We start from the raw sequence: 18,392 nt of genomic DNA on the forward strand, positions 1-18,392 counted from the left end.
CACAACCTTTTTATTATTGTCTAGCTCCTGCGCCCAGCTCCTAGTGGACTTCGCCAACCTCCCTACGATAAGTCAACATCGAATCACCTAACGGCTCTTCGTGTTTCCTTTATCTTAAGGAAGTGGGCTCCAGTCCATACGTCGCAAAACGAGCACTTTCACTTTTCCAATCACATATTCCTTCTATACTGTCCGCCTACTTCGTAAAGTGCTCTTGTTATTTGGCCTAGGCTTGCTACGTTTACACAATGCATTAATTCGTTGAAGATGTTTTCTCCGCTCATCGCTACTTTTTTCAAGTTGCGTAATGCGTCTTCTGTTTGATCTTTATGCTTCGCTTGGAATGCACGTAGATTTGTAATTTGACCTTCTTTTTCTTCTAACGTTGCTCGTGCCAACTCAATATTGTTTAAATCTTCTTCTGTTGGTGGATTTGGATTTAAATATGTGTTTACTCCGATGATTGGCAACTCTCCAGTATGCTTCTTCATCTCATAATACATAGATTCATCCTGGATTTTACCACGTTGATATTGCGTTTCCATCGAGCCTAGAACGCCACCTCGATCATTTAATCGTTCAAACTCTTGAAGTACAGCTTCTTCTACAAGATCTGTTAATTCTTCTACTATAAATGATCCTTGTAATGGATTTTCATTTTTCGTTAAACCATGTTCTTTCGTAATAATCATTTGAATAGCCATTGCTCTGCGTACGGACTCTTCAGTTGGAGTAGTAATTGCTTCATCGTATGCATTCGTATGCAATGAATTACAATTATCATGTAGCGCCATTAAGGCTTGTAGTGTTGTACGAATGTCGTTGAAATCTATTTCTTGAGCATGAAGTGATCGACCTGATGTTTGAATGTGGTATTTAAGCTTTTGACTGCGTTCGTTTGCGCCATAACGATTTCTCATAACGGTTGACCAAATTCTGCGAGCTACTCGACCAATTACAGTATATTCCGCATCTAAACCATTAGAGAAGAAGAATGATAAGTTTGGTGCAAAATCATCAATTTTCATACCTCTACTTAAATAATATTCTACATATGTGAAACCATTAGATAATGTAAAGGCTAATTGAGAGATTGGATTTGCTCCGGCTTCTGCAATATGATAGCCGGAAATCGATACAGAATAATAGTTTCTCACTTTATTTCCAATAAAGTATTCTTGAATATCTCCCATCATGCGGAGTGCAAATTCTGTAGAGAATATACACGTATTTTGTCCTTGATCTTCTTTTAGAATATCCGCTTGCACTGTTCCGCGAACTGTTTGAAGAGTAAATTGCTTCACTTCTTCTTGTTCTGCAACTGTTAAACTTCTTCCTAATTCCTGCTCTTTCTTTTCTACTTGTTGAATAATAGCTGTATTTAAATACATAGCCAAAATGATTGGTGCAGGTCCGTTAATTGTCATAGAAACAGAAGTGGACGGATGACATAAATCAAAACCACCATACAGCTTCTGCATGTCTTCTAATGTACAAATGCTAACACCACTTTCGCCAACTTTACCAAAGATATCAGGACGATGATCCGGATCTTCACCATATAAAGTAACTGAATCAAAGGCTGTACTTAAACGCTTTGCATCATCATCCTTGGATAGATAATGAAATCTCTTATTTGTTCTTGTAGGTGACCCTTCTCCAGCAAATTGACGCTTTGGATCTTCCCCTTCACGCTTGAATGGAAACACACCTGCCGTATATGGGAAGTAACCAGGTACATTTTCTGTATAGACCCACGTTAAAATATCGCCATAATCTTTATATTTTGGTAGGGAAACCTTCGGAATCATCAAACCAGAAAGGCTCTTTGTCTTAAGCTCTGTCACGATTTCTTTATTACGAATAACTGTGACTAATTGATTTTGCTGATAGCTTTCCTTGAACTTATCCCAACCATTTAGTATGTTTTTCGACTCATTCGTTAATTGACTTTCTACCTTACCTTTTAATATTTGTAATGAAGCTAACACTTCTTCATTTACTTCATTTCTCTTAACCTCTTCAATTGCACCTTCTAATTGGAATAACTTACGTGCAATTTCTGCTTGTTCATTTGCCGTTGCCTTGTATTTTCTAACGGTTTCGGCTATTTCTCTTAAATAATAACGACGATCATTTGGAATAATGACATTTTGCAATTCTACATTACTATCCTTCGAGAATGATGTCGTCCAATTATTACCTGTTTTTTCATTAATCAACTCTACTAATGCAGCGAATAAACCATTCGTTCCAGCATCATTAAACTGACTTGCAATCGTTCCATATACCGGCATATCCGTATACTCTTTATCAAATAAATTACGGCTACGCTGATATTGTTTTTGTACTTGTCGTTGCGCATCCTCTGAACCTTTTCGCTCAAACTTATTAATTACAATTAGGTCCGCATAATCAATCATATCAATTTTCTCAAGTTGAGAAGGCGCTCCAAATTCACTCGTCATTACATAAAGAGAAATATCACATACTTCTGTAATCGCAGCATCACCTTGACCAATACCCGATGTTTCTACAACAATTACATCAAAGTTTGCAGCCTTCACTACAGATAAAGCATCTTTCAATGCTAAAGAAATTTCACTTCTTGAAGTACGAGTTGCTAAGCTTCGCATATACACACGATTATTAAAAATAGCATTCATACGAATACGGTCACCGAGTAGAGCGCCACCTGTTTTTTGCTTCGTTGGATCAATGGATAGAATGGCAATTTTTTTATCTGGTATTTCATTTAAGAATCGACGAATTAATTCATCTGTTAATGAGCTTTTTCCTGCTCCACCGGTTCCTGTAATTCCAATGACCGGAATTTTCTTTTCTAATTCATTGATTTTTTCCATCGTTGAGTCTAATGCTGCCGCTCTTTCACCAGCTTCATTAATCTGATTCTCTACTGCCGTGATCAGTTTAGCTGCAGCTTGAAAATCACCTGATGGAAGTTTTTCAACGGTTTCTTCAAATGATGCACTTGCTAATGCTTGATCGCATTCCTCCATCATCACATTAATCATGCCTTGTAGGCCTTGCTCACGGCCATCGTCAGGCGAAAAAATCCGTGCAATCCCATAATCATGCAGCTCTTTAATTTCACGTGGCACGATAACACCACCACCGCCGCCATAAATCCGAATATGTTCTGCTCCTTTTTCCTTTAATAAATCATACATATATTTAAAGTACTCTACGTGACCACCTTGATAAGAAGAAATCGCAATACCTTGTGCATCTTCTTGAATAGCTGCATTTACAACTTCTTCAACAGAACGGTTATGCCCAAGATGGATCACCTCTGCACCTGTACTTTGTAATATTCTTCTCATAATATTAATAGAAGCATCATGCCCATCAAACAAACTAGACGCTGTAATAAAACGAATATGATTTTTTGGCTTATATAATGTAACCGCATTCATTGTCGTTCCCCCCATATTACTTTTATTCTAATTCGCCTTAAGAATTATTGATTAAACCCTTAACTAATAAACTAGTTTGAACTTCAATATACTCTTCAATAGAAAACAAATTACGAAGTGCCCATCGTCTAAAACCCCACATTTGTCCTTGCACAAAAATATCGTGAGCAAGCATCTTAATTTGCTCTTCCGTTAAATGAATTTCGCCATTATCATTACAATCGCGAATTAAATTCTCAAACATCGCAACCATCGCGATTTCTTTATTCAGTACATATGGTAAAGCATCTTTGGATAACGATTTAGCTTCTTGATACATTACAAGAACTTCATCTTGCATTTCATCAACCACTTTGAAGTAATTTGCTATTCCAAGTTTTAAACTTTCTAATGTACCTTTTTTCCCGGATAAATCTCGTTCTAGCCTTTCTTTAACTTCATCATAAATTCGATCAATAACTAGATATAGTACATCTTCCTTCGTGCGAATATATTCATAAAGAGTCCCAATACTAAATCCAGATGCTTTTGCAATTTCTCTTGTTGTTGTTCGATGAAAACCTTTTTCTTTAAAAAGCGAAACGGCACCTTTAATCATTTGATTCCGCCTTTTCTTAATTAGCAGTTCATCTTTAACTGATGCCTGGACTTCTCTTCGCCTCATTAATACACCACCCTTTAAAACCGTATCGCTTCATCCACACCCCTACGGAACAAAGCATTATATATATGGAACACAAAGAGCAAAAAAAGTGCTAAAAAACCTATAAGATTGGCACTTCTTTGCCCTTCATATTGCCTTATATTATCAAATGTTTAAAGGAATAATTAGATCATTAATCCCTCGTAATCATTCTTGAAATTACAAGCTTTTGGATCTCTTGTGTTCCTTCATATATTTGCGTAATTTTTGCATCCCTCATATAACGCTCCACAGGATAATCTTTTGTATAACCATAGCCGCCAAATACTTGAACAGCTTCTGTTGTTACTTTCATTGCTGTGTCACCAGCGAATAATTTAGACATGGCAGATTCTTTCCCATAAGGTAAGCCTTCTGATTCTAACCATGCTGCTTGATATGTTAAAAGACGAGCTGCTTCAACACTTGTTGCCATATCTGCTAATTTAAAGCCAATGCCTTGTTGTGCGGCAATTGGTTTACCAAACTGAACACGTTCTTTAGAATAGTCAACAGCTGCATCAAGAGCACCTTGAGCAATCCCTACAGCTTGTGCAGCAATACCATTTCTTCCACCATCAAGTGTCATCATTGCGATTTTGAAGCCGTCTCCTTCATTCCCAAGAAGATTTTCTTTTGGTACACGGCAATCTTCGAAAATGATTTCAGTTGTTGGAGAAGAACGAATACCTAATTTTTGTTCTTTCTTACCTACACTGAATCCTGGGAATGTGCTTTCTACGATAAATGCACTTGTTCCTTTTTGTTTAGACGATGGGTCTGTTAAAGCAAATACAACGTAAATATCAGCGATTCCACCGTTTGTGATGAAGATTTTTGAGCCATTTAATACATACTCATCACCATCAAGCTTAGCTGTTGTAATCATGCCGCCAGCATCTGACCCTGAACCAGGCTCAGTTAAGCCGTAGGCACCGATTTTTTCACCTTGTGCCATTGGACGAAGATATTTTTGTTTTTGTTCTTCATTACCAAATTTATATACAGGCCAGCCTGCTAATGAAGTATGAGCTGAAAGAGTTACCCCTGTAGAAGCACAAACACGGGATAATTCTTCGATTGCGATACAATATGCTAAATAATCGCTACCGATTCCACCGTACTCTTCCGGCCACGGAATACCAGTCAACCCTAACTCAGCCATTTTTTTGAAGATATCCATGTCAAATCTTTCTTCTTCATCACGCTCTGCTGCTGATGGTGCTACTTCATTTCTTGCAAAATCACGAACCATTTTACGAATCATTTCATGCTCTTCTGTTAATTTAAAATTCATAATAATTCCCCACCTTAATCTTTATCTATTTATTTAGTTAAAAATTTGGAAATAACCATTCTTTGAATTTCACTTGTACCTTCGTAAATTTCCGTTACTTTTGCATCACGGAAATATCTTTCAACCGGATATTCTTTCGTGTATCCATAACCACCAAACACTTGGATAGCTTCTATAGATACCTCTACCGCCGTTTTTGAAGCAAATAATTTAGCAATAGATGCTTCCTTTCCACTAGGTAGATTAGCAGCACGTATGCTCGCTGCCTGATAAACAAGCAATCTCGCTGCCTCAATATTTGTAGCCATTTCTGCAAGTTTGAAGCCAATCCCCTGCTGAGCAGCAATTGGTTTACCGAATTGCTTACGTTCTTTACTGTAAGCAACAGCATGTTCCATAGCGCCTTCAGCAATTCCTAATGATTGTGCGGCAATGCCTATTCTTCCTGCATCTAAGTTAGCCATCGCGATCTTGAAGCCTTCTCCTTCAGCTCCTAATAGATTCTCTTTTGGTACTTTCATATTTTCGAAAGTAATTTGAACCGTTCGTGAACCGAGTAGCCCCATTTTATGTTCATCTTTTCCTATAATAAATCCAGGTGTATCCTTCTCTACGATGAATGCCGATATGCCTTTACTTACTTTGGTTTGATCAGTGGAAGCAAACACGATGTATACATCTGCTTCTCCGCCATTTGTAATAAATACTTTAGAGCCGTTAATAATATAATGGTCTCCCTGTAATACGGCGCGAGATTTTAAACTTGCTGCATCTGACCCGGCCCCTGGCTCAGTTAAACAGAATGCTCCTAAATATTGACCAGAAGCAAGCTTAGGCACATACTTTTGTTTCTGTTCTTCTGTGCCGAAATACAGAATTGGATTTGTTCCTACAGATGTGTGTACGGAGAGAATAACTCCCAACGTTGGACTCACTCTAGAGATTTCATTAATCGCAATAATATAGGAAACAAAGTCCATTTGAGCTCCACCATATTGCTCTGGAATTGGAATACCCATTAATCCTAGTTCACCCATCTTTTGAATAAGTTCTCTAGGAAACTCCCCTTTTTCCATTCTTTCTACAAATGGTTTGACCTCATTTTGAACAAAATCGCGGACCATCTTTCGCATCATGCCCTGTTCTTCTGTAAAACGTAAATCCATCCCCCTAGCCCCCCTCGATGCTTTAAAGCCACTCTAACTTATTCGTACGTATAAAAACCTTTACCTGCCTTCTTACCTAACCAACCAGCTTTCACATATTTTCGTAGCAATGGACATGGACGATACTTATCGTCTCCAAATCCTTCGTGAAGCGTTTCCATAATATAAAGACAAGTATCTAAGCCAATGAAGTCTGCTAGCGTAAGCGGTCCCATCGGATGATTCATTCCTAACTTCATGACATCATCAATAGCTTCCTTCGATGCAACACCTTCATATAATGTGTAGATGGCTTCATTTATCATTGGCATTAGGATGCGATTCGCAACAAAGCCTGGAAAATCATTCACTTCAACTGGAATTTTATTAAGCGCTTTTGCTAAATCTTCAACCACTTGATACACTTCATCGCTCGTTGCTAAGCCACGAATTACTTCAACTAATTTCATAGCAGGTACAGGATTCATGAAGTGCATGCCAATTACTTTCTCTGGTCTATTCGTAACAGCTGCAATTTCAGTAATAGGTAAAGAAGAAGTGTTTGTTGCCAAAATAGTCTGTTCAGCAGCAATACTATCTAATTCGGCAAACAGTTTTGATTTAATCTCCATGTTTTCTACAGCTGCTTCAATGACAATATCTACTTTTGCTGCATTTTGCAGATCAACAGACGGAATAAGACGTTGAAGTGTATTCGCTTGCTCTTCTTCTGTCATTTTGCCTTTAGATACTTGTCGAGCTAGGTTTTTCTTAATAACATTTAAACCTTTCTCAACAAATTCTTCTTTTAAATCATGGAGGTACACACTGTACCCTGACATCGCACATACTTGAGCAATACCGCCACCCATTTGACCTGCGCCAATTACCATAACCTGCTTAATAGTCAATTTAACTTCCCCCTTGTATTTTCTTTAACCCTTATGATGTATATTGTTGAGCGGTTGTTCAATTCCACTCAAAAAATGATGTTGGGTAGGAACTTAAGGCAAGTCCATCCCAACACTCACTAACCATATACGGTGCCTTGCTTATGCCTTTGGTACTTCAATCATGATTGCATCACCTTGGCCGCCGCCGCTACAAATAGCTGCAACGCCAATTCCGCCGCCTCTTCTCTTTAATTCGTAGATTAAAGTAAGAATAATTCTAGTACCACTAGCACCGATTGGATGGCCTAACGCTACTGCCCCACCATTTACATTCACTTTGTCAGGATTTAAGTTTGCTAGTTTATTACTTGCCAAGGCAACAGCAGCAAAAGCTTCATTGATCTCAAATAAATCAATTTCTTCTGCAGTTTTGCCCGTTTTCTTTAAGATTTCATTAATAACCAAACCAGGTGTTTGAGGAAAGTCCTTCGATTCAATAGCAATTTCAGCATGACCAAGGATATATGCTAAAGTCTCTTTACCTTCAGCCTTAGCACGATCTTCACTCATCAACACAAGTGCTGCTGCCCCATCGTTTACTCCAGGAGCATTCCCAGCTGTAATTGTTCCCTCTTTACCAAACGCTGGCTTTAAATTTGATAGCGTTTCCACAGTAGTGCCTTTTCGAGGAGCTTCATCGTGTTCTACTAGCTGTGGCTCGCCTTTTCGTTGCGGGATTTCAACTGCAACAATTTCTTCTGCTAGTTTGCCAGATTCAATTGCTTCTAGTGCTAGCTTATGGCTACGATATGACCATTGGTCTTGCTCTTCTCTGCTAATATCAAACTCAGCCGCAGTACTATTACCGAATGTTCCCATATGCACACCTGTGAAACTACAACTTAAACCATCGTGAATCATTAAATCTTTTGCAGGCGATTCTCCCATTCTCATTCCCCAACGAGCATTTGGAAGAATATAAGGAGCATTACTCATGGATTCCATTCCACCAGCAACGATAATTTCCTCTTCACCAGCACGAATTAGAAGATCGGCTAATGTCACACTTCGCATACCAGATGCACAAACTTTATTAATCGTTTCTGTCTTAACATTCCAAGGTAAATCTGCTTTTCTAGAAGCTTGGCGTGAAGGAATTTGACCTTGGCCACCTTGTAGAACAGTTCCCATAATTACTTCGCCAACAGACTCTGGATCTACATTTCCTCGTTTCAAGGCTTCTTTAATTACTATTCCACCAAGATCTGATGCAGATAAACTACTTAAACCGCCACCGAACTTACCAAATGGTGTTCTTACCCCACTTACAATAACCGCTTTTGCCATCTTACCCTCGCCCTTCTTCTGAAAATTTAGACAATAAACCTTAAACGACCTCTGACCGAACGCTCACTCAAAATAAACCAAAAGAAAAGGGAGGCATCTTCATGCTACCCTATTCTTTTGTGAATATTTCAAATAAGTAAATGACCCTTTAACAACTTCATTGTACATGATTGCACAGTAAATTCAAACCATTTTTGTACAAATAAGTAAATCCCTAAATCTTACGCTTCAACAGCAGTTTTTATTCCTACAACCGCTCTTTCTAGTAACTCAGCAACATCATACGTACCAACTGATTCTTCCACTTCTTTTGCTTTTGTTCCATCCGAAAGCATCGTTAAGCAGTATGGACAACCTGAACTGATGACAGATGGTTTTACAACTAATGCCTGCTCTGTTCTCGCCACATTAATACGATGTCCTGTTTCTTCTTCCATCCACATTAAGCCACCGCCTGCGCCACAGCACATTCCAGTTTCACGATTTCTTTCCATTTCCACCAGTTTAACTCCAGGAATCGCTTTCAGAATTTCACGTGGAGGATCGTATACCTCGTTATAACGACCTAAGTAACAAGAGTCATGGAACGTGATTGTCTCGTTTACTGCAAACGTTGGTTTTAATTTTCCTTCTCGAACTAATTGAGCCAGCACTTCTGTATGATGAAATACTTCAGCTTCCAAGCCAAAATCAGGATATTCGTTCTTGAAGACATTATATGCATGCGGATCAATAGTGACTATTTTCTTCACTTCATTCTTCTCAAATTCCGCAATATTGTTCGTCGCTAACTCTTGAAATACGAATTCATTTCCAAGTCGTCTTGCTGTATCACCAGAGTTCTTTTCTTTATTTCCAAGAATCGCAAACTTCACGCCTGCTTCATTCAAAAGCTTCGCAAAAGATAACGCAATTTTCTGGCTACGGTTATCATAAGAACCCATTGAGCCTACCCAGAATAAATATTCAAACTCTTCTCCAGCTTTTTTCATTTCTTTCACTGTCGGAATCGTTACATCTTCACGAATTTCACGCCAGCTCTCTCTTTCTTTTCTGTTAAGACCCCACGGATTACCTTGACGCTCAATATTTTGCATCGCACGCTGTGCATCCGGATTCATCTTTCCTTCTGTCAAGACAAGATAACGACGTAAATCAATAATCTTATCAACATGCTCATTCATAACCGGACATTGGTCTTCACAGTTACGGCAAGTTGTACAACCCCAAATTTCTTCTTCGGTGATAATGTCCCCGATTAAACTTGGATCGTAAATAGACGTTGCTGCCTGCTCTTCTACACCTTGTCCAGCCGCTGCTAAAGCTAGTTGATTCCCTTTTGTCTTAGAGAAAGCAAACCCTGGAACCCAAGGCTGTTGCCTTGTCACTACAGCACCTTTTTCCGTTAAATGATCTCGTAACTTCAAAATCAAATCCATTGGAGAGAGCATTTTCCCTGTTCCTGTTGCTGGACACATATTCGTACAGCGACCACATTCTACACAAGCATATAAATCGATTAATTGATTTTGTCTGAAATCCTCAATTTTACCAACACCAAATGTTTCTTGAGACTCATCTTCGAAATCAATTTTTGTTAACTTTCCTGGATTAGATAAACGGTGAAAATAAACATTAGCTGGTCCAGCAATTAAGTGAGCATGTTTCGATTGTGGAACATACACAAGGAATGTTAGTAGAATCAACGCATGAATCCACCAAGCAATATAGAATCCAACAATTGCAGCTGTTTTTCCGATACCAGAAAAAACAATTGCTACAGCTGAAGCAACTGGCTCAGTCCAACTAGGATCATGACCATGCCAGATTAGTGCCATACCATTACCAATTAATGTCGATACCATTAACCCACCGATAAAAATAAGCACTAAACCTGATTTAAATCCTCGCTTCAGACGAACAAGCTTCTCGATATAACGACGATAAAATGCCCAAACAACCGCTACTAAAATAATCAGAGCAACGATTTCTTGGAAAAAAGTAAACGCTGGATACAACGGACCAAACGGTAAGTGTACACCTGGCTTAATACCTTTAATAATTAAATCAATCGCTCCGAACTGTACTAATAAAAAGCCATAGAAGAACATCACATGCATGATACCGCTTTTCTTATCTTTCAATAACTTCTTCTGTCCAAAAACATTTTCCCAGACTAATTGAAGCCTCTCTTTTACACGATTATCAAATTCCACTTTCTTTCCCAATTTGATGTACTTAATTCTCGTTTTTATCAAGTAAACAAACAGGCTTATGGCATATGCAACAATCAGTAAAAACGCGATGAGGTTAACCCATAATAATCCTTCCATTCCGTCTCCTTCCCCATAAAGAGCAACAAAAGATGCAGTTTTAACCTACCAAACCTTTCATTTCGATGAAAATCCCTTTAATGTTTTTCATTTTTTATTTTCAGAATTTTTTATTTATTACTAATATATTATATAGTGAATGACGATTCAGTCAACGTTTTTCTATTTTTTTCTATCTTCATTTTCTTCTCATCAACCCATTCTGGTTAATTCTACGCGTTTTGAGAAAAAATAAATGAAGGACGATTTTTGTAGAGGAGAGAAAATATTTGAAAGCGCTTTTAATTATTCTAATATGTATTTTGATACTCATTTTTTTACTACTAATCGACTTCAAATTAGGTCGAAAGAAGCATATTTCACAAACTCAAAAAACAACATACCCTAAACGAAACAGTGATATTTCTCTGTATACATCAGGACCGGAGCTTTTTGAAAAGCTGTTTCAAGACATTCAACAAGCTACTCAATATGTACACATCCTTTTTTTTATTGTAAAAAATGATAAGATCAGTCAGCGTTTCACGAATCTACTTAAGAAAAAGGTGACTGAAGGAGTCGAAGTTCGACTCTTGTTAGATTGGGGTGGAAGCTTAAGTTTCAGCAAACAAACCATCACGTCATTAAAAAATGCAGGAGTGAAATTTTCTTTTTGTCATTTACCCAAGTTTCCTTTTTTCTTTTATTCATCTCAAGAAAGAAACCATCGAAAAATTACGATTATCGATGGCAAAATCGGCTATATCGGCGGATTTAACATTGGAAAAGAATACAATAACCAAGACAAAAAGCTAAACCCTTGGCGTGATTATCATTTAAGATTAAAAGGTGAAGGTGTTCAAGACTTAGAAGTGGAATTTTTAGCAGATTGGTTAGAAGGGTCAGGTGAAAATATTAAATATAAAGATATTTTCATTCATGAAGGTTACAAAGGAAAACATCTTCATCAGTTCGTTCCAACTGAAGGATTATTTTTGCAAGAAACATTTGTAGACTTGATCAAACAAGCACAAAATTCTATCATCATCGGAACGCCCTACTTTATTCCTTCCGAAAAAATTATGAATGAATTAATTTATAAGTTAAAGAAAGGTGTTCATATTCAAATTCTTGTACCCGAAACATCTGATCATATCTTTGTGAAAGAAGCCTCGTTCCCATATTTTCGAACGTTACTTTCCTATGGTGCTGAAATCTACCAATATCAAAAAGGATTTTTCCACGCGAAGTACTTATTAATCGATGATAGCATTCTCGATATTGGTACAGCGAATTTTGATAAACGTAGTCTTTTTTTAAACCATGAAATTAATTGTCTAATCTACGATTCAGCATATATAGCTGAAGTAAAGCAGGAAATTGAAATGGATTTTAAGAACAGCAGCTCTATGTCACTTGAACAATTAAACAAATTTAACATATGGCGAAGCACCAAAGAAAAAATAGCAGCAATGATTGCCACTTTTTTATAAGGAGAGGACATCATGATTATTCGATTTGGATACGTGTCTACCGCTATAACTTTATGGGATGCGTCCCCTTCTAAAACTGTAACTTTCAAGCGTTATTCCCAACTTGCTGAAGAAGAAAGACTCGCTAAGTTACAGGCTGTGACACTAACCAATATTACAAATACAAAACGAATGTTGTATTATAATGTGGCTCATGAAATAGAATTATATCGCCTATCCAGTTCAATCGTACCGCTCGCTACACATCCTGAAGTACAATGGGATTTTGTTACGCCCTTTCATAATGAGTGGCAAGAACTTGGACAGATAATTAAAAATAATAAAATGCGCGTCAGCTTTCATCCCAATCAATTTACTCTGTTCACAAGTCCAAAAATAGAGATAACCAATAACTCTGTTCGCGATCTTGAATACCATTATAAAATGCTTGAAGCAATGAGAATTGAAGACGATTCATACATGAATATTCATGTGGGTGGTGCATATGGTGATAAAGTATCTTCTTTAGCACGGTTTCATGACAATATTAAGCAAGTACCGCCACATATAAAGACCCGCATGACACTTGAAAATGACGATAAAACGTATACAGCTAGCGAAACATTGGCTGTGTGTGAACGTGAACATATTCCTTGTGTCTTTGATTATCATCATCATATGGCAAATCTATGTGAAGAGCCTTTAAATGAATTACTACCACGTATTTTTCAAACTTGGCAACACACTGGTTTAAATCCCAAAATCCATATTTCATCACCAAAATCAGAGAAGGAGTTTCGTTCACATTCTGATTTTGTAGATTTGGATTTTATTCAACCATTTCTATCTGAGTTGAAAAAATGTCATGTAGATGTAGATTTTATGATTGAAGCAAAAAGTAAAGATCAGGCTCTTCTTCGATTAGTAGAAGATATCTCAAAAATACGAGGGACAAAAAGAATTAGTGGTGCAATTGTAACTATGTAAGAAAAGGGAAACTATCCAAGAAAAGAGCTGACTCAAAAGTCACTACCAAATGACTTTTGAGCCAGCTCTTTTCTAATTGTTTCAGATTATAAATTAATCTGTATTCATTTTTCTCTTAAACACTATGACTGAAATAAACATGAACAATACTCCATAACCTAGAGCCCACCAAAAGTGAGAAAATATCTCACTATAATTTCCATTCACTGCGGCTTTTCCCATATCTACTGCATGAGCAAAAGGCAACCAATAGGCAATTGTTTTGAACGTACCACCCACAAGTTCTAGACTAAACCAAGTACCAGATAACCAAGCAGTAAGATTAGTAAGCAAGGCGCCACATACACCAGCAACTGCCTTTTCATTCAATATGCTACCACATAACAACCCAATACCGATAAAAACTACTGATGTTGGAAGAATCATGACTAAAGCTACTAGAATAGAAGCTGTCATTTCCATTCCAAGCAAAAAGGCAACAAGGTAGCAAACGATACTTTGTACCAATGCCATTGGAACCAGTGGAAGTATGTACCCTAATATATAATCAGACGCTTTCATCGGTGTTGTAAATAATCGAGCCAACATGGAGGATGCTCGATCTTTGGAAATAAGCTGTGCTGAAAATAAGGACATAAAAGATAAACCAAACACCGCTATACCTGGCGTCAATTCTTCAATATTGAATATATCAGTCGGGATGTTTCTATTAATCGCCGTAAGTAATAATATTAGGACTACAGGAAAGCCGATACCAAAAAATAAGGATAAAGGATCGCGAAGGATTTCCTTCGCTGTTCTATTGGAAAATACCTTCATTTTCATTTTGAATCACCTTCTGAAACAAATTTAACAAAAGCATCTTCAAAACGATCTGTACCTGCTTTTTGCTTCATATCCTCTACTGTACCCAAAGCTTTAATTTTTCCATCTTTCATAATGCAAATACGATTTGATAATGCTTCTGCTTCCTCCAAATAGTGAGTTGTTAATACGATAGTCGCCTTACCCTTTAAGTTTTCGATTACATTCCATAACTCCCGTCGTGCTAATATATCCAGTCCTAAAGTAGGCTCATCAAGAAAGATTATGCTCGGATTACTAATCAAAGCCATTGCAATACTTAATCGGCGCTGCCAACCACCAGATAACGTTTTACTGCGTTGCTTTTCTATTTGCTCAAATGAGAAAAGCTCAATCATCTCATCTGTTTTCTTCTTTGTTTCCGCTTTATCAAAACCATGTACACCGGCCATTAGCTCTAAGTTTTCCCTAACAGACAAATTGGGTGCGATAGCCGTTTCTTGTGGAGAAACAGCTATACACTCTTTTACCTTTTGGGGATGTTCTAAAATGCTATTTCCCAATAGAACCGCATCTCCACTTGTCGGCTTTGTTAAACAGGATAGCAATTTAATCAATGTTGTTTTCCCTGCCCCGTTCACACCCAACAGAGCAAATAATTCGCCTTGACCGATTGACAAAGATACATCATCAACCGCCATCTTTGAACCATATTTTTTAGTGAGATTAGTTATTTCAATTGCGGAATTCATGCCCTCTCCCTCCCCAGTATTTTATCTATCTGTCTCATCCGGCCTAAAAGCAGCCTGCTCAAAAAACATTTGCATATAGCTTTGAGGAACAATTGCCAATCCACGATCCTCATCACCGACAACGATTAATGAATCACCTGATGCTATTTTGAATAACTCTCTTGCCTTTTTCGGTATGACAATCTGTCCACGTTCTCCTACAGTCACACTTCCAAAAAAATGTTTACCTTTAGGAGGCACCATCAATCCCGAATCTTCACCTGAATAATTAACTAGATTATCCAACGTCACATTATATAGTTTTGCCAAAGTTACACAGCTAGATATATCAGGAATCGTTTCTCCTTTTTCCCATTTAGCAACGGCTTGACGGGATACATTCAATTGTTCAGCTATTTCCTCTTGGGTGAAACGATGGATTATTCGAAGTTGTTTTAAATTCATATTTATCATACTTTTCGTACCTCCTACTTTATTATCTCCCTCTATATAAGTACTGTCTATCAACCAAAGATGACATCGATGTTAGCATTAGTTGCATTGATTCCAACCCTCTACTTGTTTTGTCGACTCTAAGTAATACCCCAATTCCACGAGCAGTAACCTAGCCTGAAAAAGCACATGTGAATACTGTCTTAAATACAAAAAAGCAGGTGGAGAAAAAGTGCAATTACTTTTTCTCCACCTGCTTTTTTTAGGGATTCCACTATTTACATTTTCTCAGGAGCAGATACACCAATTAATGCAAGAGCATTATGAAGTGTAATACGAACTGCTTGAATTAATGCTAAGCGTGCTTTTGAACGTTCAACATTATCTTGGTCTAATACTTTCTCTGCATTATAGAAGCTGTGGAAAGTAGAAGCTAAATCAAAGATATAATTAGTAATACGGTGCGGTAAGCGTTTTTCAGCCGCTTCTGCAATCACTTGTGGGAAATCACCTAGCTTCTTCAGAACATCAAATTCTTTTTCTGATGTAATAAGTGATAGATCATATTTACCATCTATATCAAAGCCTTGCTCTTTTCCTTGACGAAGAATACTGCAAATACGTGCATGTGCATACTGTGCATAATAAACCGGATTATCGTTTGATTGAGATACAGCTAAATCTAAATCAAAATCCATATGAGTATCTGCACTTCTCATTGCGAAGAAATAACGAGTTGCATCCAAGCCAACTTCATCCACTAAGTCACGCATTGTAACAGCTTTACCTGTACGTTTACTCATTTTCATTTTCTCGCCATCTTTGTATAAATGAACAAGTTGAATAATCTCTACTTCTAATTGATCTTGCTCATGACCTAATGCTTCAATTGCCGCTTTCATACGAGGGATATATCCGTGATGGTCAGCTCCCCAAATATTAATTAGCTTTTCGAATCCACGCGCAAATTTATCACGGTGATAAGCAATATCTGGCGTTAAATAAGTGTAAGAACCATCTTGCTTAATTAATACCCGGTCCTTATCGTCACCTAATTCAGTTGAACGGAACCAAGTAGCACCATCCTGCTCATAAATGTGACCACGTTCTCTTAAGTCATTTAATGCAGCATCAATTTTTCCATTTTCATATAATGATGTTTCTGAATACCATACATCAAAAGGTACACGGAATTCTTCTAGATCTTCTTTTAATTTACCTAATTCATATTTCAAACCGTACTCACGGAAGAAATCAAAGCGAGCTTTCTCATCTTCATGTGTAAAACGATCTCCAAATTCTTCAGCTAATTTCTTACCGATTTCAATAATATCTTGTCCATGGTAACCGTCTTCTGGCATTTCTTTATCTAAGCCAAGAGCTTGGAAATAGCGTGCCTCAACAGATAAAGCAAGATTATTAATCTGATTACCTGCATCATTAATATAGTATTCTCTAGAAACCGCATAGCCTGCTTTATCTAGAATATTACATAAAGAATCACCAACTGCCGCTCCACGAGCATGTCCTAAATGAAGATTTCCAGTAGGGTTTGCTGATACGAATTCCACTTGGATTTTCTCGCCATTCCCTACTTTACTCTCCCCATATTTGTCACCTAAGTTTAGAATTGTAGGAATGATTTTCGTAACATATGAATTATCCATATAGAAATTTATAAATCCTGGTCCAGCAATTTCGATTTTTTGAATAGAAGCCTTTGATTGATCAAAGTTTGCTACTAATTCTTCAGCAATCATACGAGGCGCTTTTTTTGCTACTCGCGCTAGTTGCATAGCCATGTTTGTAGAATAATCACCATTTACTTTATCCTTTGGTGTTTCAAGAATAACATTCGGCATTTCTTCTTCTGTTGCTAAGTTTGCTTTTATAACAGCAGCTTTTATTTCCTGCTTTAAATTTTCTTGCACTTGTTCAACGATATTCATTTACTTTGTTTCCTCCTTGTAGCGAATCAACATATCATATTGACCTACATCATTTCCCTGCATATTCAAATCATAAATAAGATGAATCTTGCCCTCTTTTGTGTTGTCATCCCATGAATGATTCATTTTCTTAGCAGTCGTTAACATTTGCATCGTCCCATAAGTACTCTCAAATGACCCTACTGTCATTAAATCTTTTAAGAATTTTTGTCTCATTTTCACATGACCACTTCTCATAATGAAAACTTCTTCAGGTGACCATTTCACAATTGTATGTGTTTTATTCAAATCCTGTTGGACTTCATCATATCGAAGGTAAATAGAACGGCCTTTATGCTGTAATGTACCAAATGTCAAGAGTTCATAAGAATCTCTTTCTTCACCATTAGTAATAGTTGTTTTTAATTCGACTTTTACTGTCTTTGTGTCTGACACTCTTCTCACCCTTTATTGAATTTAAAAAAGGTTATCTTTTCTATTTTATATAAAACGATTTAAATCTTTAACTTTCATAAGTATAAAGATTCTTATTTTAAGTTTCAACTATACGCAAGCATTAGATAATGTTATTACCGTTTTTCCTATGATTTAATCCACGAAAAAGACAATTACTTGCCACCTACCCCTACATGTCTTACAAGAAAAATATTTCAGTTTTAGAAGAAATGTTTAAAATATGGAGATTTTTTTCATACTAATAAGAAAAGCGCAAGCGCCCGTTTTGCGACGTATAGATTGGAGCACTTCGACTGAGATAAAGGAAACACGAAGAGGCGATAGCCTTTCCGTGTTGACTTATCGTAGGGAGATGGGCGAAATCTATACGTCGCTGGAGCTAGACACCATTCAAGATTATATGCATTCTTATCTTTTAAAAAAACCG

General features: G+C 37.2%; 14 protein-coding genes. 2 read left to right on the forward strand and 12 right to left on the reverse strand.

The features are described from left to right. Positions 1-170 precede the first annotated feature (170 nt). From icmF to TX86_RS18250, 7 genes are all read right to left on the reverse strand, one after another. Positions 171-3,437, reverse strand: coding sequence for a fused isobutyryl-CoA mutase/GTPase IcmF (icmF, locus tag TX86_RS18220; protein ID WP_042351080.1), 3,267 nt, complete (start codon positions 3,435-3,437; stop codon positions 171-173). Positions 3,438-3,474: 37 nt separating this feature from the next. Continuing rightward, positions 3,475-4,101, reverse strand: coding sequence for a TetR/AcrR family transcriptional regulator (locus TX86_RS18225; RefSeq protein ID WP_042351081.1), 627 nt, complete (start codon positions 4,099-4,101; stop codon positions 3,475-3,477). Between the two features lie 172 nt (positions 4,102-4,273). After that, positions 4,274-5,416 (reverse strand): acyl-CoA dehydrogenase, encoded by a 1,143-nt coding sequence (locus TX86_RS18230; RefSeq protein WP_042351083.1) that lies wholly within the window; start codon positions 5,414-5,416, stop codon positions 4,274-4,276. A 29-nt stretch (positions 5,417-5,445) separates the two neighbouring features. Then, complete coding sequence (locus TX86_RS18235) at positions 5,446-6,582, reverse strand: acyl-CoA dehydrogenase (protein ID WP_042351084.1); 1,137 nt, start codon at positions 6,580-6,582, stop codon at positions 5,446-5,448. 38 nt (positions 6,583-6,620) lie between these two features. Further along, positions 6,621-7,472, reverse strand: coding sequence for a 3-hydroxybutyryl-CoA dehydrogenase (locus TX86_RS18240; RefSeq protein WP_042351085.1), 852 nt, complete (start codon positions 7,470-7,472; stop codon positions 6,621-6,623). Positions 7,473-7,613: 141 nt separating this feature from the next. After that, positions 7,614-8,801: an acetyl-CoA C-acetyltransferase gene (locus TX86_RS18245; protein WP_042351086.1), complete on the reverse strand. Its 1,188-nt coding sequence runs from the start codon at positions 8,799-8,801 to the stop codon at positions 7,614-7,616. A 221-nt stretch (positions 8,802-9,022) separates the two neighbouring features. Then, positions 9,023-11,134, reverse strand: coding sequence for a (Fe-S)-binding protein (locus TX86_RS18250; protein ID WP_042351088.1), 2,112 nt, complete (start codon positions 11,132-11,134; stop codon positions 9,023-9,025). Positions 11,135-11,403: 269 nt separating this feature from the next. Here TX86_RS18250 and cls point away from each other — a divergent pair, with 269 nt between their 5' ends. Together cls and uvsE are read left to right on the forward strand one after the other, a co-directional pair. Then, positions 11,404-12,606, forward strand: coding sequence for a cardiolipin synthase (gene cls / locus TX86_RS18255; RefSeq protein ID WP_081707745.1), 1,203 nt, complete (start codon positions 11,404-11,406; stop codon positions 12,604-12,606). 12 nt (positions 12,607-12,618) lie between these two features. Then, positions 12,619-13,572 carry a UV DNA damage repair endonuclease UvsE gene (gene uvsE, locus TX86_RS18260; RefSeq protein WP_042351090.1) on the forward strand — a complete coding sequence of 318 codons (954 nt, stop codon included), beginning with the start codon at positions 12,619-12,621 and terminating at the stop codon, positions 13,570-13,572. 93 nt (positions 13,573-13,665) lie between these two features. Here uvsE and TX86_RS18265 read toward each other — a convergent pair whose 3' ends face one another. From TX86_RS18265 to TX86_RS18285, 5 genes are all read right to left on the reverse strand, one after another. Continuing rightward, positions 13,666-14,397, reverse strand: coding sequence for an ABC transporter permease (locus TX86_RS18265; RefSeq protein WP_042351091.1), 732 nt, complete (start codon positions 14,395-14,397; stop codon positions 13,666-13,668). Beyond that, positions 14,394-15,128, reverse strand: a complete 735-nt coding sequence (locus TX86_RS18270; RefSeq protein WP_042351093.1) for an ABC transporter ATP-binding protein — start codon at positions 15,126-15,128, stop codon at positions 14,394-14,396. The genes TX86_RS18265 and TX86_RS18270 overlap by 4 nt, the downstream gene beginning before the upstream one ends. 21 nt (positions 15,129-15,149) lie before the next feature. After that, complete coding sequence (locus TX86_RS18275) at positions 15,150-15,581, reverse strand: helix-turn-helix domain-containing protein (RefSeq protein ID WP_042351095.1); 432 nt, start codon at positions 15,579-15,581, stop codon at positions 15,150-15,152. A gap of 257 nt (positions 15,582-15,838) precedes the next feature. Continuing rightward, positions 15,839-17,509, reverse strand: coding sequence for an arginine--tRNA ligase (gene argS / locus TX86_RS18280; RefSeq protein ID WP_042351097.1), 1,671 nt, complete (start codon positions 17,507-17,509; stop codon positions 15,839-15,841). Then, on the reverse strand, positions 17,510-17,944 hold the full coding sequence (locus TX86_RS18285) for a YwiB family protein (protein WP_042351099.1): 435 nt from the start codon (positions 17,942-17,944) through the stop codon (positions 17,510-17,512). It lies immediately after the preceding gene. Between the last annotated feature and the right edge of the window lie 448 nt (positions 17,945-18,392).

It is taken from the genome of Bacillus massiliigorillae (assembly GCF_000380245.2).
Classification (GTDB): domain Bacteria; phylum Bacillota; class Bacilli; order Bacillales; family DSM-1321; genus Bacillus_AD; species Bacillus_AD massiliigorillae.